The sequence below is a fragment of the Burkholderiales bacterium genome (genome assembly GCA_035543335.1).
Classification (GTDB): domain Bacteria; phylum Pseudomonadota; class Gammaproteobacteria; order Burkholderiales; family JAHFRG01; genus JAHFRG01.
This window is the reverse complement of sequence record DASZZH010000038.1, coordinates 76,230-96,269: the sequence shown is the minus strand read 5'-3', so window position 1 is coordinate 96,269 and position 20,040 is coordinate 76,230. Positions and strand designations below refer to the sequence as shown.

The window sequence follows — 20,040 nt, the reverse complement described above, 5'->3', positions numbered from 1 at the left end:
CCTTGGGGACGGCGCGGGTTTCGGCGCATGCCTTTGTCGCTCGCCGCTTATTGGAGAATAACCCAACGGCGCGGCTCGCTTCGCGGCCTGCATCCGAAACCGCAGCCGTCGCACTATTCGTTTCATTATGTTAGAGGCTCTAAGGCAGACCAATGAGCGGGAAAGTGTATTTGATTGGTGCCGGTCCCGGCGCGCCGGATTTGATCACGCTGCGCGGCGCCGAGATTCTCAAGCGTGCCGACATCGTGTTTTACGACGCGCTGGTGCATCCGGACACTTTGGCATTCGCGCCTCGCGCCAGAAAAGTGGCCGTAGGGAAGCGCTGCTCGCGCGTTTCAACCGACCAGCGCTTCATCAACCGCAATCTGGTGGAGGCGGCACATAAATATCAGACCGTGGCGCGGCTCAAGGGCGGCGACCCGATGCTGTTTGGGCGCGCGCAGGAAGAGATCGCCGCGCTCAAGAAAGCCGGGATTGAATACGAAATCGTGCCCGGTGTCACCGCAGCGCTGGGTGCGAGCGCGGAAGTGGGTGTCTCGCTCACGCGCAGGGGATTAAGCCGCAGCGTGGTGATTGTCACGCCGCGCACGGGTGAGGGCGAGGCGGAAGCCGACTGGGTGAAGAGCGTGCTCGCCGCGGATACCGCGGTGCTTTACATGGCGGCCGGCCAGGCGGCGCAAATTTCCGCGATGCTTCTTTCCAGGGGAATGCCGGCGGCCACACCTGCAGTCGTGGTGGAAAAAGCCACGCTTCCCGAAACGAGACAAATCCGCACCACGCTTGCCGGCTTGGGCGAAGCCGGTCTATGGAGTCTTGAGGGGCCGGCGTTGATTTTTCTTGGCGAAGTGTTTCATGAAGCGGTCGCGGACGCGGTGGTTGATGAACTCATGAGCACGGTGAAAACCGCTTTCGGCGGCTGATTGTTGTTCCTGCGGGCGGACCCGCCCGGCTTTCCAAATTCTTTACATGCGGTCGCAGTAGCCGCTGGCTTGGATGCACTGTAAAATTCAAGCTTTATGTTTATTTCCCACGGAATTCCCGACAAGGCGTCAGCGCCGGTGGTCTTGACCATTGGCAATTTCGACGGTGTGCATCTCGGCCATTGCGCGATGCTCAAGCGCCTCGCCGAAACGGCGCGCGCCAGGGCATTGACCTCCTGTGTGCTGACTTTCGAGCCGCATCCGCGCGAATTTTTCACGCCGGACTCGGCGCCGGCGCGGCTCACCAACCTGCGCGAAAAACTGGAATGGTTTGCGGCGTTGGGTGTGGAGCACACCCACATCTGCCGCTTTAATCGTGGTTTCGCGCAATTAAGCGCCGGGGAATTTATCGAGCGCATGATTTGCCGTGCGCTGGATGCGAAGTGGCTGCTGGTCGGCGATGATTTCCGCTTTGGCAATAACCGCACTGGCGACTTTGAACTGCTGCAGTCGTCCGGAAAGAAATACGGTTTTGAGGTGATGCCGATGCCCAGCGTCATTGTCGAAGGAAAACGGGTTTCGAGCACGCTGGTGCGCGATGCGCTGGCGCGGGGTGATCTGGAGCAAGCGGCGCAGTGGCTGGGGCGGCCCTACAGCATCAGCGGCCGCGTGGTGCATGGCGATAAGACCGGCCGCAAAATCGGTTTTCCCACCGCAAATATCAGGATCAAGCATCCGCGCCCGGCGTTGACCGGTATTTTCGCGGTGGAACTGGCGGGCATCGGCGGGCGGGCGCTGAAGGGCGTGGCCAGCCTCGGCGTGCGCCCGACGGTAAAGGAAAACAGCCCGCCCTTGCTCGAAGTTTATGTTTTGGATTTCGACCGCGAGATTTATGGACAGCATGTACGGGTGGATTTCCTGCACAAGTTGCGTGACGAGGAAAAATATCCCGACGTCGAGACCCTGACGCGGCAGATCGCTGTGGACGTGGAGAAGGCAAAGGATTATTTTTTCGCCGCCGAAGCGCAGCGGCACTGAAAAAAATGGTTGACTACAAGAAAACACTGAATTTACCTGGCACACCTTTCCCGATGCGCGGCGATCTTGCCAGGCGCGAGCCGGCGATGGTCAAAGAGTGGCAGGGGAAAAAGCTCTACCAGAAAATCCGCGAGGCCGCCAAAGGCCGCCCCAGGTTCATTCTGCATGACGGGCCGCCGTATGCCAACGGCGACATTCACATCGGTCACGCGGTCAATAAGATTCTCAAGGACATCATCGTCAAAAGCCAAACCCTGGCGGGCTTTGATGTGCCTTACGTGCCGGGCTGGGATTGCCACGGCCTGCCAATCGAGCATCAGGTGGAAAAGCAATACGGCAAGAATCTTCCCGCCGAACAGTTCCGGAAACTTTGCCGCGAGTATGTGCAGTCGCAGATCGTGCGGCAAAAAGAGGATTTTATCCGCCTCGGCGTGCTCGGCGACTGGGAACATCCTTATCTCACTATGGATTTTCGGACCGAAGCCGAGGAAATTCGTGCGCTCGGGAAAATATTCAAGCATGGATTGCTGCAAAGGCGCTTGAAGCCGGTGAACTGGTGTATCGATTGTGGTTCGGCGCTGGCCGAAGCAGAAGTGGAATATGAGGATAAGGTTTCTGAAGCAATTGACGTGGGGTTCCTGGTGGTTGACCGACGCAAGCTGCAAAGCGTGTTTGCCTTGGACGAATTACCAAACCTTCCGGCTTACGCAGTCATTTGGACTACCACGCCTTGGACATTACCGGCAAATCAGGCGGTATGTGTGCACCCGGAATTTTATTATTCACTAGTACAAACGCCTAAATGTTTGCTGATTCTCGCCACTGATCTTGCGCGAGGGTGCGGAGCCCGCTATGGATTGGGACAGGAGCAATTTCTGCATTCATGTAAAGGTAAAGATCTTGAGCGCCTTGCCCTCAAACATCCGTTCTACGAGCGCGAAGTACCTATCATTCTCGGCGAACATGTCACGCTGGAAGCGGGCACGGGCCTGGTACACACCGCGCCGGCGCACGGCGTCGAAGACTACGAAGTCGGCCTGAAATACGGCCTTGCGCCTTACGATTATGTCCAGGGCGACGGAAGTTTCAGCGCGCAAACGCCTTTGTTCGGCAGCGCCAATGTGCGCAGCGTTGACCGCCAGATCATCAAGCTGCTGGAGGAAAAGGGCACGCTGCTCAGGCATGCCAAGCTCACCCACAGCTATCCGCATTGCTGGCGGCACAAGACGCCCATCATTTTCCGCGCGACGCAGCAGTGGTTCATCCTGATGGATATGCCGGGCGCGGACGGCAAAACCCTGCGCGAAAAGGCGTTGCAAGCAGTTAATGCCACCGCGTTCTATCCCGGCTGGGGACAGGCGCGGCTTTATGCCATGATCGCCAACCGGCCGGACTGGTGCATGTCGCGGCAGCGCAGCTGGGGCGTGCCGATCCCGTTTTTCCTGCACCGGAAAACCGGCGAGCCGCATCCGCGCACCATGGAATTGCTGGAACAGGTGGCGCAACGGGTGGAGCTCGAAGGCATCGAAGCGTGGTTCAAGCTCGGCGCAACGGAACTTCTGGGCGTGGAAGCAAAAGACTACGAAAAAATGAAGGACACGTTGGATGTCTGGTTTGATTCCGGCACTACTCATGCGACCGTGCTGCGCGGTTTGGACGGCTACCCCGCCGACATGTATCTCGAAGGCTCTGACCAGCACCGCGGCTGGTTCCAGTCTTCTTTGCTTACCGGCTGTACCATTGACGGCCGCGCGCCGTATCGGAGCCTGCTCACCCACGGTTTCGTGGTGGACGGGCAGGGGCGCAAGATGTCGAAATCGCTGGGCAACGTGATCGCCCCGCAGAAAGTCGCGGATACATTAGGCGCGGATATTTTGCGCTTGTGGGTGGCCGCCACCGATTACTCGGGCGAGCTCTCGATTTCCGACGAGATTCTGAAGCGGGTGGCGGAAGGCTACCGCCGCATTCGCAACACCTTGCGCTTTCTGCTCGCCAATCTCGCCGATTTCGATCCCGAACAGCACGCGCTGCCCACTGAAGAGTGGCTGGAAATCGACCGTTATGCGCTGGTGATGATGAGCGATTTGCAGTCGCTGATCACCGAAACGCATTATCGCAAATACGAATTCCACCTCGTCGCGCAGCTTCTGCAGAATTTCTGCTCCGAGGATCTCGGCGCGTTTTATCTCGACATTCTCAAGGACCGCCTGTATACCGCGGGCACGGACTCGCGTCCGCGCCGCGCCGCGCAGAACGCGCTTTATCACATTGCGCAAAGCCTGGCGCGGCTGCTCGCGCCGGTTTTGAGTTTTACCGCGGAAGAAGTGTGGCGGGAGTTGGGCAAGAATGAAAACGACAGCGTGTTCCTGCACACCTGGCACCAACTCCCGATTCCAAACGCTGTGGCGCGCATCAGAGAGCGTTGGCAGAAACTGCGGCAATTGCGTGGAGCGGTGCAAAAACAGCTTGAAGAATTGCGGGTGGAAGGCCACATCGGCTCCTCGCTTGCCGCTGAAGTCGAGCTCTATGCGGAAGAGAAAATGCTGTCCTATCTCAAGTCATTCGACGATGACTTGCGTTTTGCCTTCATCACCTCCCAGGCGCGGGTGGTGACAGGCAATCACCCCGAGGCAATGCCTGCGGGCATGGACGGCGTGGCGCTGCGAGTGACGCCCAGTCCGCATCCCAAGTGCGAGCGCTGCTGGCATTACCGCGCGGACGTGGGCGCCGACAAAAACTATCCGGCGATTTGCGGACGCTGTGTGAGCAATCTCTATGGCAGCGGAGAACCCCGCCATTTCGCGTAACTGGCTGCGCTGGTTTTTGATCAGCGCGCTGGTGATCGTGCTGGATCAACTCGCCAAATTCTGGATCAGCCAGTCGCTCGCACCCGGCGAGATCGTGCCGCTCACGCCTTTTTTCAACTTGGTGCTGACCTACAACGCCGGCGCCGCGTTCAGTTTTTTGAGCCAGGCCTCCGGCTGGCAGCGCGGTTTTTTCATCGTAGTGGCGCTGGCGGCCTCGTTCCTGATTACTTATCTGCTCAGACGGCATCACCAGAAGAGGCTCTTCAGCCTGGGCTTGAGCCTGATTTTAGGCGGGGCGGTGGGGAATTTGTGGGACCGCATCGTGCTCGGCCAGGTGATGGATTTCCTGGATTTCTACATCCAGGCCTACCATTGGCCGGCGTTCAATGTCGCTGATTCGGCGATTACCTGCGGCGCGGCACTGCTCATCTGGGACAGTTTCAGCAGGCACGCAGCAAGATAGCGAAAGAATTAACGATACGGGTGCGGTTGCTGATTTGTCCAATAACTCCTAAAAGCAACAGGGACGCAGATGCGTCCCTGTTGCTTTTGTTGACCTCGCTTCAACTAGAGGTCAAGGGTTGATTTCACGCCAGAAGATACGCTTGCCTCCGGCGGGCGGTACCAACGGCGGCAACGTATAGATTTGCGGAAGGCCCTGCGTGTTGATGATTTGTTCCAGCTTCCCGTTCACTTCCACCACGACCGGGCGTGTCGACAGGGCAAACCCGATCAAGACGCCCGATACGCCGCCGACGGAAGTGGACAACGGACCGCCCGACGTATAGTTGAGGAAGTAGCGGTAGCTTTTGCCGCCGATGTTGCAGGCGTTGGAATCGGGTGCGTTGGTGGTGAAGCTTAGTATTCCCAGGGACAGTACGGGGTCGGTGTTGCTGCGCTCGCCCGGCGATTTGTTACCCGGATTGAAGTCGATAAACCAGCCGTTTTTGCTGGTGTAGTCCACCGTATTCGACGTGGTAAAGCGCTCGACTGCCAGAGTAGAGGAGTTCACTACCTCGGTGAGCGTCTGCTGGACGAAGTTGGGGCTGCTGTGAACTGCGCCGTAGCCGGAGAAGGTACCCAGAGGATCCTTGATGCCGTAGAACGACTCCTGGGTGGTGGTGCCGAGGTCGGTCGTCCCGAGGTAGCGGCCGGTGCCCACGTACACCATTTCAAGGGTTCCCACGCCGCTCGCCACGATTTCGCCCAATTCCGGCTTGGTGGTGATGGAATTGGTACCGTTGCCCTGGGTGCCCAAGGCGTTGGCGGCGCCCAGAATCGCCAGCAGCGTGGCCTTGTTGCCGGAGGTGGCCAGCGTATTGGGTGTGGCGGCGCTGTCAAATCGCCACAGGTTGCCGTTGAGGTCGCCGCCGTAAACCCGCAAGCTGGTGTTGTCAGTAATGGTGTCGCTGACAAAAGCATTGATCCGCGCCAGGCCGCTGGGTGTGGTGGTGTTGCCGGCGTTAATCTGTGCCGGGCTGTTGGTGGGCGGATTGGGTATGAGCGTCGCGATTTTGTTCAATATCGCGCCGCTGACGGCGTCAACTACATAGAGATAGCCCCCACCCGTGCCCGGCGGGCTGATATTGTTGTAGCCGGAGGTGACCAGCACCACCCATTTGCCGTCGGCGCGCTTGGTGATGACCGGGTTGCCGAAGCTCAAGCCGATATCGCAATCGCTGAAGGTATTGGCCGGCACCGGATCCACCGGCACGTTGTTGGTGGAAGCAATGCAGGTGGCGCTGGATTTGAGCTCCCACAGCGCCTTGGGGCTGGCCGGGTTGGTGATGTCGAGAGCGTAATAACCCCGGCCGCCGGCATTAAAACCGCCCACCAGGATGGTGGCCCAGGTTGCGCTGGAGGTGCCGCAGTTGCTGGTGCAGATGTCGCCGGCAGTCGGTGTGCCATCGACGAAATAGAGATGATTGGTCGAGTAATCAAACCGGGCCAGCTGCCACATGTTGGGCATCACCACCGAGGGAATGTAGGCCCACGTTTCGACGCCGGTGTTGGCATTCAACGCGTGCAGCATGCCGTCGTTCGCTGCCACGTAAAGCGCCGCCTGGCGCGACGTGTTGGCGTTCTTGAAAGCGGAATAGCCTAGGTCGCCGTAGTTGAAAATTGGCAGCCGCACATACACCGCTTCGGCCGACACGATATCGCCCAGTATGTGCGGGCGATGGCGGAACAGGGAGGCATTACCGGAATCCGGTGTGATCAGGGAGTTGACCGGAGTCTCGTAGGCGCGCTGACCGCGGAGGTAATTCACCAGCTTCTGGCCGCAGTCGGCGCCGCCGGGGTTGTCACAGTTGTTTTGTTGTGCGGCAGTCAGCACGCTCCATTGCGACAGCTGATTCCGCCCGCCCGAGGTGCCGTTGAAAAAAGCTTGCTCGGCGGCGGTCAGATTGGCCCAGAGAAAGTTTTTCACCTTGTTCGGTGCGCTGCCATCGAACGTGAAAATGGTGCGCGTATCGCTGGTTGCGCTCACCATGAGATCGAGTTGCGCCTGCGCCGACCAGTTGATGGTGGGAATAAGCGCGCCGGTGGAGGCGTCGATTTCCTGTTCTGTCGTCTCGCCGAACCAATCCACGGTGGTGTACTTGGAACTGAACACAAAGTTGTCGCCCGGCACGATGTTCGGAGTGCTGGTGGCGGCGGCGGACTCGTCGGCGGTGCGCTGGGACAGGGAGGCAAAGGCTTGCAGCAACCCGCTGGTCACGATGGAAGGGCTCTTGGCGCTGAAATACGTGCCGCGGCCGTTGACCGCCGTATGCCACAAGTCGTCAACCGCGGTGATGTCATTGGCCACCGGCACCGGCCAGTTCTTGGAGCCATTTACGACGGCGTTGTAATCAGGGCTGGTGCCTGACGTGTCGTAACCTGGTTTATAGATCAGGGTGCTGTCCAGTCCCAGTCCCATGGTGAACGTGACCATGTGCTGCGCGGTATTGGGATCCTTGGTAGTGGGTGGCACATTGTTCTGGGTTACATCCAGCCCCAGCGCTCCGATCGGGTTGAAGCTCGGTGTGCGTAGGTCGGTGAAGTAATAGTAGTAGGCAACATCCGCCAGCGTGCCGCCGCCATCACCGCCCGAAGCAGCGAAGGCATCGAAGAACGGACGCGCAACGCCCGCCTGACCGTCCTGGTCCCCCATGGCGGTGCCGTCAAGCTTTATGCCGCCGGTGCCGTTCCAATAGCCGTCTGTGATAAAGAAGGTGAGATTTTGCTGACAGGAATATTGTACCGGGTCGTCGCTGATGTAGCCGGCGGCCGAGCTTTTCATGCCGGCGTAATAACGGCCGATGCGCGAGATCGCGGTGCGACTGGGCGTGCTGGAATTGGGAGCGATGGCGTACAGCTTGGTGTACCACTGGCTTTCCTGGCCGCCCACTGAGTTATCAAAAGGTGCGTTCGCCAGCCATTGACTGCTGCTAGTGGCGTTCATCGTATTGAACCCGACCCGGTAACTGGTATTAAGGCGGTTGAAGGCAATTCCGGCGGAGGACTTGACCATCATTATGCGGGTGCGGTAGTAGGCGTACCAGTTGGCGAAATTGCTCATCTCCTCGTTATAGGTGCAGCTCGTCGCGCCGGCGCAGTCGGTACGGCTGCTGGCTTTGGGGTACGTGGCCGTGCCCGACACGATATTTACACGGGTGAAATAACCGTAGCGCGCGCGGGTGAAGCTGCCGGCGAACGCTCGGGAACAGCCGGTAGTGGAACCGTTGCCGGTGGCGCCGATATCGGCAGGCCTAAAATTGGCCGCAGTGCTTGATACGCAGTATCTGACCGTGGCCGGGAAAGTGTACGCGGTTGCCGGGGAGCCGATGGTTTCACTGACGGTGGCTTGGCATGTATTCAGGTTCTCGTCGGTGCAATATTCATTGGGTGAAATGGTGTAGTAGTAAGGCGTAGCATTGAGCGTTACCTGTCTGGTGAAAATGCCTTGAGGGAAACCCTGCATCAATGGCGGCACTGTGGTGCTGGTGCTGTAATTGCTGGGGGTGCCCGGACAGAGCGAGGACCTGGCGATAAACTGCCCTGACGTAGTACCGCTGCCCTCGACCGGGTTCGGTGTCAGATTGCTTCCCGCAGTGGTGTAGGTCAGGGTATTCGGACTCGGAACTGCGGTCACAGTGGCGCCGCCCGAGTTGAAGCCGCTCGTCGAGACCTGTCCGCTGATTTTTATGGTATCGCCGACGACACAGCCGTGAGCAGTGGGGAATACCGCGGTCGCGGTGGTGCCCACGCTCGATAGCTTGGTGATGGGGATATTGCAGGCCGTGGAAACCATGACTTGCCCTGCCGCCGCAGCGGGTGCTGCTAGGCCCGAGGCCACGGTGTAAGTGAAGGTGTTCGTAGCCACGGCCGTGATCGTTTTGGTCCCGTTGAAACCGGCGGGGGTGACCCCGCTAATGGTTACGGTGTCCCCACTTGTGACAACCGAGCAGCCATGGTTTGCCAGTGTCACCGTGGCAGTCGTACCCGAATAGGCGAGACCAATCGAGAAGTTCGGGTTGGTCTGCAGATTGCGCCGGCAATGCACGGCGTCGGTCGGGCCGCTTTGGCTGCCGTCGCACCAGACTTCCTCTGGAAAACTGGTGGTCAGGTTTTTTGTGCTGGTGCTGCCGCCGGGAAACGGATTGACCTTGACTGCGCTCCACAGAAACGACCCGGTATTGTTATAGGACTTGTAAGTGGTGTTGGTGCCGTCGAAGTCCAGCGGCGGGCTGTAAGTCACCGTCGGATCGTAGTAGACGTTGTTAAACTGCTGCGCAAGAAAAGGCGCGCCGGAAGTGCGTGTGCCGCTGTTGACATCACCACCGGGGTTGCAGGTGCCGGAGCCGCGGCACATATTCGAGGTGCTGTTGCCGGCATTGTCCGGCAGAAAATCCCATGCCATACTGCCGGAATCGTCGAGCAGGAACATGACGTTCGGCTTGACTGACGCCGTCGCCGAGGTGAAAAGAGGCGAACTGGCGACATCAGTGCTTGCCGCCTGCGCCAGGCCGCAGCCCCCGAGCAGCGCTGCGGCCACGAGCCAAACTTCTTTGCGCATGAACAATTGACTGTTTTTCATGATGGACTCCCATTAAATGGCCGTTGACCATGCAATTTGCGCTGGTCAGCCGGCACGTTAAATCTGGACAAGGGTCTGTACATAGCTCACTGTATTTCTCGGGCCGATAATGCGGCTGGTGACGCGGTAGTAATACTGCGGCGACCCTGAGGGCCCGATTAACCCCGCTCCCTTGCTGCTGCCCGTCGGGATGCTGCTGCCCGCTAGCACGCTTTTCAGGCAGTTGTTTGCCGCTCCGCCGGGGTCGCCGGTCAGCTTGCACAGGCGGTGTACGACATACGAAACTAGATTCCCCACGGCATCTGCGGGCAGAGCAAGCGATGCACCGGCCCAGTTGTACTGGTCCCAGGTGATCTCGACGCCCTGGCTGGTAGAGGGAGTGTAAGAATAGTAGCCGTTGGCCGTGCTGTCATTCCAAAGAGCGCCGGCGGCGACTTGAGCGAGCAGCCAAGTGCGCGCAGTTTCCACGGCGGCATCCCCCGAGAGAGTAGTGCCCTGCTTGAAAGCCAGGTTGCCGGCAATCAGGTTGGTGGTGTCCACCGAACGGATAAGCGCGATGCCCGCCAGGGTCATGGCCACCAGCATGATAAGCGAAATAAACAGCACCACGCCTTGTTGCCTGCGAAAATTGCGGTTTTTATTTAATGACGTTTTCATTGACGTTTTCATCGCTAAGATCCCCAGATGATATTGCGCAGCGGCACCACCGTTTCGAACATCTTGTAGCGGTAGCAACTGGGCAGGCCGCCGGGTACTGCCATGGTCCCGCCGGTCCACGATGGCGCGACTGTCGTTGCAGTGCAAACACCGGCGGTTGTGGGTTTTTCGTATTGTCCGCTGCGCGCCAAAATGGCCAGGCGCACCGCGATAATCTGCTGCCACTGGGCGTTGGTGCCCGCGCCCGCGGGAGGAATCAGCCCCGGAGTAACGGTGTCCCAGGCATCCACGATATTGTCGCCCGCCACATGTCCGGCGTGCGCTCCAGTATCCTTGCCGTACTGTGCTTGCAGATTGACGATTTCACCCGCTGCAAGAAAAAGGCTGGGGCCGCTGGCATTGACCTGGGTGAACTGCAGGTTGTTGTTTACGGTATCGATGCTGTAAATCCGGTACGCCATGGGGCCGAAGTTGAAAACATTGGAATTGACGTCATAGCCCGAGGCCGGAAATATGGCGCTGTTGTTCCAGTTGGGGGTCAGGCTGTTATCGTGATTTAAGACCGTGTTATTCGCAACGGCGGTGACTTGGGCCAGCGTGCAGTTTTTCCCGGATTGGTAATAGACCACGAGATCGTTCGCAGCCGCGGTGAAGGTACTGCCGATTGTGGACTGCGTGTCGGCCTGCAGGTTGACGTAGGCGAGCGTCTGCGGCAGGCCGGTCATGGTGTTCCTGCTGTAGAGCACGCTCAGCGTATCGGGCAACGCGTTGCCCGAGGCGTCCACGCCGCCGTCGGTGATGACGACAGGGGCGAGAGTCAGCGTGCCGGGATTAGTTGTGCTGCTGTTGTACGAGGTGCTGATGCTGCACCCGAGCGCGGCAAGGCTTATGCCGTAGCCGGACAGGCGCACGTCATGCTCGACGCTGTACAGCGAAATGTTGCCGTTGGTCTGCGCGTCGGAGCCGCTAGTGGTGGTGCGCTTCTGTCCTTCCGCGAGCGCAAAAATCTGCATGATAATGATCACCCCGAGTAGGCCGATCACCATGCCGACCAGGATCTCGACCATTGAAAAACCTTTGTTGCGCGCGACATGATTCATAGCCAACCCGTTCCTAATTGATGTAAGTTGTGGCCATATATTTGTGATAGCTTGCGTCCTGCGGACTCTTCCAGCACAGCACCACCGTAACCTGATTACCGGCGCCGATAATGATTTGCTGTTTGGTCGCCGTGGCGCCCGGCAGGCCGTTTGCCACCTTGGTAGTCCAGGCTGTGACGTTGGCGTTGGCCGAGGGCGCGGCTGTGGGGTTGCAGGAAGGCGGGGCCGCTGCGGTGACCACCGGGGTCGGGTTGTGCGCGTAAGTGGCGAGGTTGGCGCGATCCACCCATATCTGACCGATGATCTGGTTGGCGAAATAGCTCGCGTCGCCCCGGTATTTGGCATCGGCCTGATTCTTGACCGATGCCGCCTGCAGCCCGACCACGGCGAGGATGCCGATGGAAAAAATCAGGATGCCGATCAGGGCTTCCAGCAGCATCACGCCTGATTGTTTTCTGGTATTGAGTATGTATTTCATAATTGGTACTCGCATCAACATTTTCTGGTGTCGCCGGCAGTGGTAATGGCGGGATCGCACATGCGGATCTGCCCGCCTGACTGCACCACGATGTTGAGGCAGCGCATCGGGCCGCCTACAGCGAAACAGGTGCCGCTGTTGGGATTGGTAACCTGTATGGTGGTGGCGCTGGCAAGATCGTTCCGGCCCAGGCCGTTAAATACGATGGTGGCGTCGCCCGCGTTGACCGTGACGTTGGGCGAGCTGAAATTGTCGCTGCCCTGCACGAAGTCGGCCGCGGTATAGACGCCGGTCGACTGGTAATTCATCACCGCCCAGTTAACGCCGGTGGGATCACCGGTATTGCCCGCCGCAAGAGTGGGCAGCGTGGCGGCATTGGGTGTGTTATTGGTCAGCATGAACTGGATCCGCGTGTTGCGCTTGACCGCCTCGCCGCGCGCGAGCTGCATGCCGGTGGAAATGGTTTCGGCGTAGCTGCGAATCTTCGTATTCTGAATAAACGTGTACATCTCGGGAAACCCGGCCACGAGAAGAACACCGATGATCGCGATGGCGATCATCAGCTCAATGAGCGTAAACCCGGCAAACGATTTTGGATAAATCAGCACGATCCGCCTTTCCTGGTAACCCAGCAGTTCGCGTTGCCGGTCCAGCCGTTTTGGGCGGGTTGGGAACCGGCGGTAATGGTGGAAGTTTTGACGTTGGATTCATTAATGGTGTAGACAAAGCCGGCCATTGAAACAGTGCCGGTTGCGGTTACGGTATAAAACTGGTTGGTTCCACCCGCACCCCAGTTGCAGCTGAAGGTGAAGTACCTCATCTGCGGGGCGCCGGGCATCGCCACGCCGCAAACAGCCGCAGTCGATCCGTAATCGCGGTTGTCCTGGTAATACTGCTCCTGCTTGACCCGCAAATTCGCCAGGTTCGAGGTGGCTTCGGGGATTTTTCCACGGGTGACGTAATCGTTGTAGGAGGGTAGTGCAATGGCCGCAATTATCGCCATAATGGCGACGACGGTCATCAGTTCAATCAAGGTCAATCCGTTTTGCGTTTTCATGAAGAACCCTTTCCTGATGAGCTGAATCATAGAAGGCTCGATTTGGTTAAAGCAATCGCAGCCGATGAATGGTCATTTTGTTAGAATAAACGGCGTCATCAACGAAAGGAATGTGACTTTTGTCACAAGATTTTGTCGTCATTGGTGCCGGAATTATCGGTCTTGCCACTGCGCTGGAACTCGCCAGGCGCGGGGCCAAAGTCACCGTGCTGGAGCGCGGTGTGGCGGGCGGCGAATCCTCATGGGCGGGCGGTGGAATACTTTGCGCGCTTCCGCCATGGCAATATCCACCCGCGGTCACGCGTCTTACTCTGTGGAGTGAGCAGCTCTATCCCAGCTGGACCGGTGATCTCTTTGCAACGACCGGCATCGACCCGGAATACCACCGCAGCGGCCTGCTTATGCTTCCGGATTTTGAAAGGGAAACCGCAAGGGTCTGGTGCCGCAAACACCTGGTTGAATGCGTGCCGGTGCAGTCCGGCGATATTTGCGCGCACATTACACTGGATGTGGGTGCGTTATGGCTGCCGCAAGTGGCGCAGGTGCGCAATCCGCGCTTGATTAAAGCCCTGCAGCGCAGACTGGAAATGGCCGGAGTCAAAGTAATCGAGCACTGCGAGGTCAGCGCATGGAAAATTTTCCGGCAGCAATTGGTGAGCGTGGTGACGCCGCGCGGCGAGTTTTCCGCCGCAGGCTACATTGTTTGCGGCGGCGCGTGGAGCCGGCACATCACCGGTAATTTCTCGCTGCAACTCGACATCAAGCCGGTGCGCGGGCAAATGCTGTTGCTCAAGGCACAGCCGGGTTTCTTGACTTGCATCGTGCTGCAAGGCGGGATTTATCTCATTCCCAGAAAAGACGGGCATATTCTGGTGGGCAGCACGGTGGAAGAAACGGGTTTCGACAACAGCACGACCGAGGAAGCGAAACGCGAATTATTGTCGCGCGCGACGAGGCTGTTCCCGCAGCTCAACGAAAAATTGCTGGTCAAACAGTGGGCGGGGTTGCGTCCCGGCTCGCCACACAATATTCCGACCATAGACCGACACCCGCAGTTGGAAGACCTTTATATTAATAGCGGGCATTTCCGCTACGGTGTGACCATGGCCCCGGGAAGCGCAAGAATACTTGCCAATTTGGTGTTAGGAATAGTCGAACCCATCGACACTACTGCGTATCGGTGGCCGGAGAAAAGCCGGGTGATGCAAGCGGAGGATTAAGGTAAAGCAGAAGAGCCAGATTAGACAGAGTCCAATTTTTGGCTTACAATTAATTTGAATGATGAAACCCACTGAATATACCCGGGAAAACATGGCTAAGCTCCTGCGCAGCCATAACATTAATCCGACCCACCAGCGGATTGAAATCGCCCACACCCTGTTTTCCCGTCAGGAACATCTTTCCGCCGACCAAGTCATGGCGATTGTCAACACCCGGCATTCGGAAACATCCAAGGCCACGGTCTACAATACGCTTAATCTGTTCCTGGGAAAAAAACTCATTCGTGAAGTGATCGTGGACCCGAACCGGGTTTTTTACGATCCCAACACCAGCAATCACCATCACTTTTATGATGTCGAAACCGGCCGCCTGATGGACATCGACGCGTCCGACATCAGCGTCTCCGGCTTGCCGCCGCTGCCCGAAGGCGCGGTCACCGAAGGCGTGGACATCATTGTCCGCATCCGCTCCAAAGCGGCTTCTTGATTCCATTCCCCGCTGCTATAATCCGCTCTAAGGAACCTCTGATTAAATCCCACATGGGCGCGACGGCGGCTTTCCGCGATGGATGGCGCGAAGCGAGGCGCAGTGAATGGTCGATCCCCTTCACAAGCCGAGCGACAAAGCCAGCCGCGAGGACAAGCGCCCCGGACTCGGTCTCGCGCAGCGTGGTGCGGGAAGGGGCGCAAGTTGCCGCAAGCAACACCGTAAAACGGGGCGCTCATGCTGCCGCTCCCGCACCCCAAGCTTCGCTCACCGTGTCGCGGCAGCCGTCCCGTCCGGGTTGCGGCAAAAAGCGGCCCTCGCGTCGTCGCGCGTCTCGCGATCACCCACTTTTTGCCCGCAACGCGCTCCATGGAGGATTTGATCAGAGGTTCCCTATGCTGATGTAGCTCAGCTGGTAGAGCAACTGATTCGTAATCAGTAGGTCGGTGGTTCGAATCCACTCATCAGCACCATCCTGTCTGTTGTTCCACTCGGGGGTCCCATGCCCAAAAGCAACCCGCCGCTCAAGGGACTGAGAGTCATCGAGCTCGGCACGCTGATAGCCGGCCCTTTCTGCGCGCGGCTGCTCGCCGAGTTCGGCGCCGAAGTGATCAAGATCGAATCGCCAGACGGCGGCGATCCGCTGCGCACCTGGCGCAAGCTTTATAAAGGTACCTCATTGTGGTGGTTGGTGCAGGCGCGCAACAAGAAGTCGGTCACGGTAAATTTGAAAGCGTCCGCAGGCCAGGAAATTGTGCGCAAGCTGGTCAAAGACGCCGACATCCTGGTGGAAAATTTCCGCCCTGGCGCTTTGGAAAAATGGGGGCTCAGCTGGGACGCGCTCTCCCAAATCAATCCCGGGCTGGTGATGGTGCGCCTCTCCGGTTACGGGCAGACCGGACCGTATCGCGACCAGACCGGTTTCGGCGCAATTGGCGAATCGATGGGCGGGATTCGTTTTCTCACCGGCTATCCCGACCGCCCTCCGGTGCGCGTGGGCATCAGCCTCGGCGATTCGCTGGCGGCGATGTACGGCGTGATCGGGGCGCTGATGGCGATTTACCATCGCCAAGTGAACGGCGGAAAGGGGCAAGTGGTGGACGTCGCATTGTATGAATCGGTGTTCAGCCTGATGGAGAGCCTGCTTCCCGAATACGACATGCTGGGCTTTGTGCGCGAGCGCAGCGGCGCATCGCTTCCCGGCATCGTGCCTTCCAACACTTATTCGTGCCGCGACGGCAAATACGTGGTGATCGGTGCCAATTCCGACGCGATTTTCAAACGCATGATGCTGGCGATAGGCCGGGATGATCTGGCCAACGACCCGCAACTCGCCACCAATGCCGGCCGGGTGCCGCGCACCGAAGAACTGGACCAGGCCATCGGCGCGTGGACTTCGCGGCATGATCTGGAACAAGTGCTGCCGGTGCTGAACCAGGCGGAAGTACCGGCAAGCAAGATCTACAGCATTGCCGACATCGTCAACGACGTTCACTACCAGGCGCGCGAAATGATCCAGCAGTTCAGCCTCAAGGATGGCAAACCCATCAAGCTGCCCGGCATCGTGCCGAAGCTGTCGGAAACGCCGGGCGCGACAGCATGGCTGGGCCCGGAGTTGGGAGAACATACCGCTGAGGTGCTGACCGGTCTCGGCATCGATGCCAAGCAGCAAAGAATTCTCAAGCAGCAGGGCGTCATCTAAGCCGTCGCCGACTGTCGCGGCCGCGGAACATCGGCTGTGATACAAACGGCGCGCTTAGGGAACCTCTGATTAAGTCCTCCGCAGATTGCGTTGCTGGCAAAATGCGGAGGGATGCGAGGCGCGCGACGAAGGTCGTAGCTCGGACTACGACACCGAGGAGGGCCCGCGTAGCCGTCCGCACCTGCGAAGCTGTGCAGCGGAGCGGGCCAGCGCTCGCCTTCGCGGTCGCACGTACCGAGGCTCCACGCTCCGGCGAGCACGACACAGAAGCCGCATTTTGCCGCAACCCGGATGGGACGGGGCTTTCCGGGCGGTCTGCTTTGTCGCTCGGCTTGCCAAGGGGAATGGCCATTGGCTGCGCCTCGCTTCGCACATCCCATCCCGGAAAGCCGCCGTCGCAACCGCGTGGGATTTAATCAGAGGTTCCTTAGTTCAACACGCGCTTGAGCCATACGCCGATATCCCGGATTTCTTCCGGACACAGCGAGTGCGGCATCAGATACGGGTGCCATTCCACCTTGTAGCCTTGTTGTTCCAGGCGCTGCCGCGATAAGTTCGCGAGCAGCAATGGGATAGTGGGATCCGCCGAGCCGTGCGCCATGAAGATCGGCACATCCGCGTTGGCCGCGTTCGCCTCCGCAGCCAGCGTCGAGGGGAGCGGCAAATAAGCGGAGAGCGCCAGCACGCCGGCCAGCCGCTCGGGATGACGCAGGCCGGCTTGCAGGGCGATCGCGCCGCCCTGGGAAAAGCCCGCCAGCACGATTTTGCCGGCGGGAATGCCGCGGTTTTTTTCGCGCGCGATCAGCTTTTCAATTTCCCGCTGCGATTGGCGTAAGCCTGCTTCGTCTTCGCGCAACGACAGATCGGCGGCGGCGATGTCGTACCAGGCGCGCATCACGAAGCCGCCGTTGATGGTGACCGGCTGCATCGGCGCGTGCGGAAAAATGAAGCGCACCGCAAGCCGCGGCGGCAACCCGAGCTGGTCCACCACCGGCACGAAATCATTGCCGTCAGCGCCGAGCCCGTGCAGCCAAATCACGCTTGCCTGCGGCCCGGAGCGCGTTTCGATTTCAATCGCGGGCAGGAAACCGGACATGCTTTTATTTTACAAAACGCCCGCGCAGCCAGGCGCTCGCCGCGTCCACCACGGCGACCAGCGCCAGCATGGCGAGAATCACCGTGAACGCCTGTTTTTGCTGGAACAGGCTCAAGGAAAAATACAGCATCTGGCCGAGACCGCCCGCACCCACGAAACCCAGAATCGTCGCCATGCGGATGTTGTTTTCCCAGCGATAAAGCGTGTAGGCAATCAGCTGTGGCAGGATGCCCGGAAAAGTTCCGTAGAAAAACGCGCCGACGCGCGGGCTGCCCGAGTGCAGCAGCGCCAGCGCGGGCTCAGGCGGAGTGTTTTCCAGGGTTTCGCCGAAAAGCCGGCCGAGCACTCCCGTCGTGTGCGCGGCGAGCGCAAGCGTGCCGGCGAAAGGTCCCAGGCCGGCTGCCAGCACCATCAGCGCCGCCCACACCAGTTCCGGCACCGAGCGTAGGAAATTGAGCAGGAACCTGGCCACGGCGCGCGGTGCCCAGCCGAAACGCCCGCTGGCGGGAAGCGCGACGACGAGGCCGAACATTGCGGCGAGCCCGGTGCCAACGGCGGAAATCGCCAGCGTTTCCAGCGTGCCCTGCCCGATGCGCGTGAGATAGTCGCGCGTGAGATCGGGCGGGAAAAACGAGGCGAGGTAAATCAGCATTTGCGCCAGTGCCTCGGCGGAGAAAAAATGCGTGAGGTCGAGCGCAAGAAAGTAAAAGCTCGACGCGGTCGCGGTGAACAAACCCAGAACCACGAGTGCGGGCAGCAGTCTCATGCCAGAGCCTTGCGCAAGACGGCGCTCACCGCATCTGCGAGCAGCACCAGAATCAGGAACATGAGGAGAATGGTGCTCACCTCGCCGCCATTCAACATGCGCAGCGAAAGCTCCATCATCTGCCCGAGTCCGCCCGCGCCAACAAAGCCCATCACCACCGAAGCGCGCACCGCGCATTCCCAGCGATAGACGCTGTAGGAGACGAGTTCGTGCAGCGCGCCCGGCAGGATGCCGTAGCAAAAGGCGGCGAATCGTCCGCTGCCGCTCTCGAGCAGGGCGCGCGCCGGGCGCGTGTCGCCGGCTTCGAGTATTTCCGAGTACACCTTGCCGAGCATACCGGCATAGGTCACCGCGATTGCCAGTACGCCAGCGGCGGGCCCCAGACCCACCGCCCGCACAAAAAGAAGCGCCCATACGATTTCCGGGACGCTGCGCAAAATAATGAGGAGAATGCGAGTGGGGATACGGATGAGTTGCCCCAACCAGCGCCCCGGTCCGGGGCCGATGCGCGCAATCGACAGGCTGCGCGCCACCACCAGCGCCAGCGGAAAGGCGGCAAACATGGCGAGCGCGGTGCCCGCGGTGGCGAGCGCGAGCGTCTCGAGCGTCGCCCTGAGCACCAGCATGAGAAAATCCGGCGATAGATTGAGCGGAAAAAACGTAGCCGCAAACTGCGCCATGATTTGGCGGTTGCGCGCATCAAAAAGCGTCATGGGATTGAATTCGGTGAGGCGCAAAGCTGGCCACGCGAGAAGCAGCGCAACGAGTGTCAGCGCAAGGCGCGACAGGGCCTCGGGGTCGCGCTGGGGCTGGCTCAGAAGCATAAAGGCTTGCGCCGTATGCCTTGTTCAAATGCCAGCGGCCGGTTGTCCTGAGTGGGAACGGCGGCGTTCTCGCTGGCGTAGAGATTCTCGAGTAAAGCGTTTGATACGCGCACCGGCGGAAGATCGAATTGCACCACACCGGTTTTGATGCCGACGATGCGTGGAAACCAGCGCAAGGCGAGGTCCACCGCGTGCAAGCTGGCGACGAGCGTGATACCGCGCGACACCGCTTCGCGGTTCAGTTCCCCCACGGTGCGGTCGGCGAGAGCGGGATCCATGGCGGAAACCGGTTCGTCGGCGAGCATCAGTTCCGGCTGCTGGTAAAGCACGCGCGCGATGCCCACGCGTTGCAACTGTCCACCCGACAGGCGCTCGCAGCGCTCGAACAGCCGGTCGCCGATTTCAAGTCGCGCCAGCAGCGCGCGCGCTCCCGGAATATCTGCAGGATAAAGCAGCGAAGCGAGCGACTTCCACAGCGGCCAGCGCCCGAGCCTGCCCGCAAGCACCGTGGTGACCGCACGTTGCCGCCCGGGCAGCGGCGGCGCTTGGTGCACCATGCCGATGCGCGAGCGGAGGCTACGCAGCGCCGCGCGTGAAAGCCGCCACGGATTTTCGCCCAGAATCCGCACTTCTCCCTGGCTTGGCCTCAACGAAGTCGCGAGTATCCGCAGCAAGCTTGTTTTGCCGGCGCCGGAAGGGCCAATCACCGCGACGCGCTCGCCCCTCTCCAAGGATAGGCTCACCTTGGAAAGCGCCTGGTTTCCGCCCGGGTGCGTGAGGCTGATTTCTTGCAGGGCAAGACTCAAGC

Annotated in this window: 17 protein-coding genes and 1 tRNA gene; 8 read left to right on the top strand and 10 right to left on the bottom strand. The window is 59.6% G+C overall.

Annotated features, from left to right (window positions below):
• Positions 1–152: 152 nt before the first annotated feature.
• The 4 genes from cobA (at position 153) to lspA (ending at position 5,228) form a co-directional block, all read left to right on the top strand.
• On the top strand, positions 153–920 hold the full coding sequence (gene cobA / locus VHE58_10525; protein HVS27705.1) for a uroporphyrinogen-III C-methyltransferase: 768 nt from the start codon (positions 153–155) through the stop codon (positions 918–920).
• Positions 921–1,016: 96 nt separating this feature from the next.
• Positions 1,017–1,958, top strand: coding sequence for a bifunctional riboflavin kinase/FAD synthetase (locus tag VHE58_10520; protein HVS27704.1), 942 nt, complete (start codon positions 1,017–1,019; stop codon positions 1,956–1,958).
• Positions 1,959–1,963: 5 nt separating this feature from the next.
• Positions 1,964–4,765, top strand: a complete 2,802-nt coding sequence (gene ileS, locus VHE58_10515) for an isoleucine--tRNA ligase (protein ID HVS27703.1) — start codon at positions 1,964–1,966, stop codon at positions 4,763–4,765.
• Positions 4,734–5,228, top strand: a complete 495-nt coding sequence (gene lspA / locus VHE58_10510; GenBank protein ID HVS27702.1) for a signal peptidase II — start codon at positions 4,734–4,736, stop codon at positions 5,226–5,228. The genes ileS and lspA overlap by 32 nt, the downstream gene beginning before the upstream one ends.
• Before the next feature lie 111 nt (positions 5,229–5,339).
• Here the strand turns inward: lspA and VHE58_10505 are convergent, their stop codons facing one another.
• The 6 genes from VHE58_10505 to VHE58_10480 are packed head-to-tail and all read right to left on the bottom strand — an operon-like array spanning position 5,340 to position 13,137.
• Positions 5,340–9,845 (bottom strand): PilC/PilY family type IV pilus protein, encoded by a 4,506-nt coding sequence (locus VHE58_10505; protein HVS27701.1) that lies wholly within the window; start codon positions 9,843–9,845, stop codon positions 5,340–5,342.
• A 57-nt stretch (positions 9,846–9,902) separates the two neighbouring features.
• On the bottom strand, positions 9,903–10,502 hold the full coding sequence (locus tag VHE58_10500) for a hypothetical protein (protein HVS27700.1): 600 nt from the start codon (positions 10,500–10,502) through the stop codon (positions 9,903–9,905).
• Between the two features lie 14 nt (positions 10,503–10,516).
• Positions 10,517–11,602, bottom strand: a complete 1,086-nt coding sequence (locus VHE58_10495; GenBank protein ID HVS27699.1) for a PilW family protein — start codon at positions 11,600–11,602, stop codon at positions 10,517–10,519.
• A 13-nt stretch (positions 11,603–11,615) separates the two neighbouring features.
• Positions 11,616–12,080: a type IV pilus modification protein PilV gene (gene pilV, locus VHE58_10490; protein HVS27698.1), complete on the bottom strand. Its 465-nt coding sequence runs from the start codon at positions 12,078–12,080 to the stop codon at positions 11,616–11,618.
• 14 nt (positions 12,081–12,094) lie between these two features.
• Positions 12,095–12,688 (bottom strand): GspH/FimT family pseudopilin, encoded by a 594-nt coding sequence (locus VHE58_10485; protein ID HVS27697.1) that lies wholly within the window; start codon positions 12,686–12,688, stop codon positions 12,095–12,097.
• Positions 12,682–13,137, bottom strand: coding sequence for a type IV pilin protein (locus VHE58_10480; GenBank protein HVS27696.1), 456 nt, complete (start codon positions 13,135–13,137; stop codon positions 12,682–12,684). Before VHE58_10480 ends, VHE58_10485 begins: the two co-directional genes overlap by 7 nt.
• Positions 13,138–13,256: 119 nt before the next feature.
• On the opposite strand from VHE58_10480, the gene thiO reads away from it, so the two are divergent.
• From thiO to VHE58_10460, 4 genes are all read left to right on the top strand, one after another.
• A complete protein-coding gene (gene thiO, locus VHE58_10475; GenBank protein HVS27695.1) occupies positions 13,257–14,357 on the top strand; it encodes a glycine oxidase ThiO in 1,101 nt (366 codons plus the stop codon).
• Between the two features lie 91 nt (positions 14,358–14,448).
• A complete protein-coding gene (locus VHE58_10470) occupies positions 14,449–14,844 on the top strand; it encodes a transcriptional repressor (GenBank protein HVS27694.1) in 396 nt (131 codons plus the stop codon).
• 397 nt (positions 14,845–15,241) lie between these two features.
• Positions 15,242–15,317, top strand: a tRNA-Thr gene (locus VHE58_10465).
• A 29-nt stretch (positions 15,318–15,346) separates the two neighbouring features.
• The gene (locus VHE58_10460; GenBank protein ID HVS27693.1) at positions 15,347–16,546 is read left to right on the top strand and encodes a CaiB/BaiF CoA-transferase family protein; all 1,200 of its coding nucleotides are present in this window, start codon (positions 15,347–15,349) and stop codon (positions 16,544–16,546) included.
• Positions 16,547–16,973: 427 nt separating this feature from the next.
• On the opposite strand, the gene VHE58_10455 is transcribed toward VHE58_10460, so the two are convergent.
• The 4 genes from VHE58_10455 to VHE58_10440 are packed head-to-tail and all read right to left on the bottom strand — an operon-like array spanning position 16,974 to position 20,038.
• Complete coding sequence (locus VHE58_10455) at positions 16,974–17,642, bottom strand: alpha/beta fold hydrolase (GenBank protein HVS27692.1); 669 nt, start codon at positions 17,640–17,642, stop codon at positions 16,974–16,976.
• Positions 17,643–17,646: 4 nt separating this feature from the next.
• On the bottom strand, positions 17,647–18,408 hold the full coding sequence (phnE, locus tag VHE58_10450; protein ID HVS27691.1) for a phosphonate ABC transporter, permease protein PhnE: 762 nt from the start codon (positions 18,406–18,408) through the stop codon (positions 17,647–17,649).
• The gene (locus VHE58_10445) at positions 18,405–19,232 is read right to left on the bottom strand and encodes an ABC transporter permease subunit (protein HVS27690.1); all 828 of its coding nucleotides are present in this window, start codon (positions 19,230–19,232) and stop codon (positions 18,405–18,407) included. The genes phnE and VHE58_10445 overlap by 4 nt, the downstream gene beginning before the upstream one ends.
• On the bottom strand, positions 19,223–20,038 hold the full coding sequence (locus tag VHE58_10440; GenBank protein HVS27689.1) for an ATP-binding cassette domain-containing protein: 816 nt from the start codon (positions 20,036–20,038) through the stop codon (positions 19,223–19,225). The genes VHE58_10445 and VHE58_10440 overlap by 10 nt, the downstream gene beginning before the upstream one ends.
• Positions 20,039–20,040: the final 2 nt, after the last annotated feature.

Bases quoted from the DNA above. Each gene is read 5' to 3' on its own strand.
- VHE58_10505 (HVS27701.1), bottom strand. From the start codon at position 9,845: ATGAAAAACAGTCAATTGTTCATGCGCAAAGAAGTTTGGCTCGTGGCC.
- VHE58_10520 (HVS27704.1), top strand. From the start codon at position 1,017: ATGTTTATTTCCCACGGAATTCCCGACAAGGCGTCAGCGCCGGTGGTC.
- VHE58_10470 (HVS27694.1), top strand. From the start codon at position 14,449: ATGGCTAAGCTCCTGCGCAGCCATAACATTAATCCGACCCACCAGCGG.
- pilV (HVS27698.1), bottom strand. From the start codon at position 12,080: ATGAAATACATACTCAATACCAGAAAACAATCAGGCGTGATGCTGCTG.
- VHE58_10460 (HVS27693.1), top strand. From the start codon at position 15,347: ATGCCCAAAAGCAACCCGCCGCTCAAGGGACTGAGAGTCATCGAGCTC.
- cobA (HVS27705.1), top strand. From the start codon at position 153: ATGAGCGGGAAAGTGTATTTGATTGGTGCCGGTCCCGGCGCGCCGGAT.
- ileS (HVS27703.1), top strand. From the start codon at position 1,964: ATGGTTGACTACAAGAAAACACTGAATTTACCTGGCACACCTTTCCCG.
- VHE58_10455 (HVS27692.1), bottom strand. From the start codon at position 17,642: ATGTCCGGTTTCCTGCCCGCGATTGAAATCGAAACGCGCTCCGGGCCG.
- lspA (HVS27702.1), top strand. From the start codon at position 4,734: ATGGCAGCGGAGAACCCCGCCATTTCGCGTAACTGGCTGCGCTGGTTT.
- phnE (HVS27691.1), bottom strand. From the start codon at position 18,408: ATGAGACTGCTGCCCGCACTCGTGGTTCTGGGTTTGTTCACCGCGACC.
- VHE58_10495 (HVS27699.1), bottom strand. From the start codon at position 11,602: ATGAATCATGTCGCGCGCAACAAAGGTTTTTCAATGGTCGAGATCCTG.
- VHE58_10500 (HVS27700.1), bottom strand. From the start codon at position 10,502: ATGAAAACGTCATTAAATAAAAACCGCAATTTTCGCAGGCAACAAGGC.
- VHE58_10480 (HVS27696.1), bottom strand. From the start codon at position 13,137: ATGAAAACGCAAAACGGATTGACCTTGATTGAACTGATGACCGTCGTC.
- VHE58_10445 (HVS27690.1), bottom strand. From the start codon at position 19,232: ATGCTTCTGAGCCAGCCCCAGCGCGACCCCGAGGCCCTGTCGCGCCTT.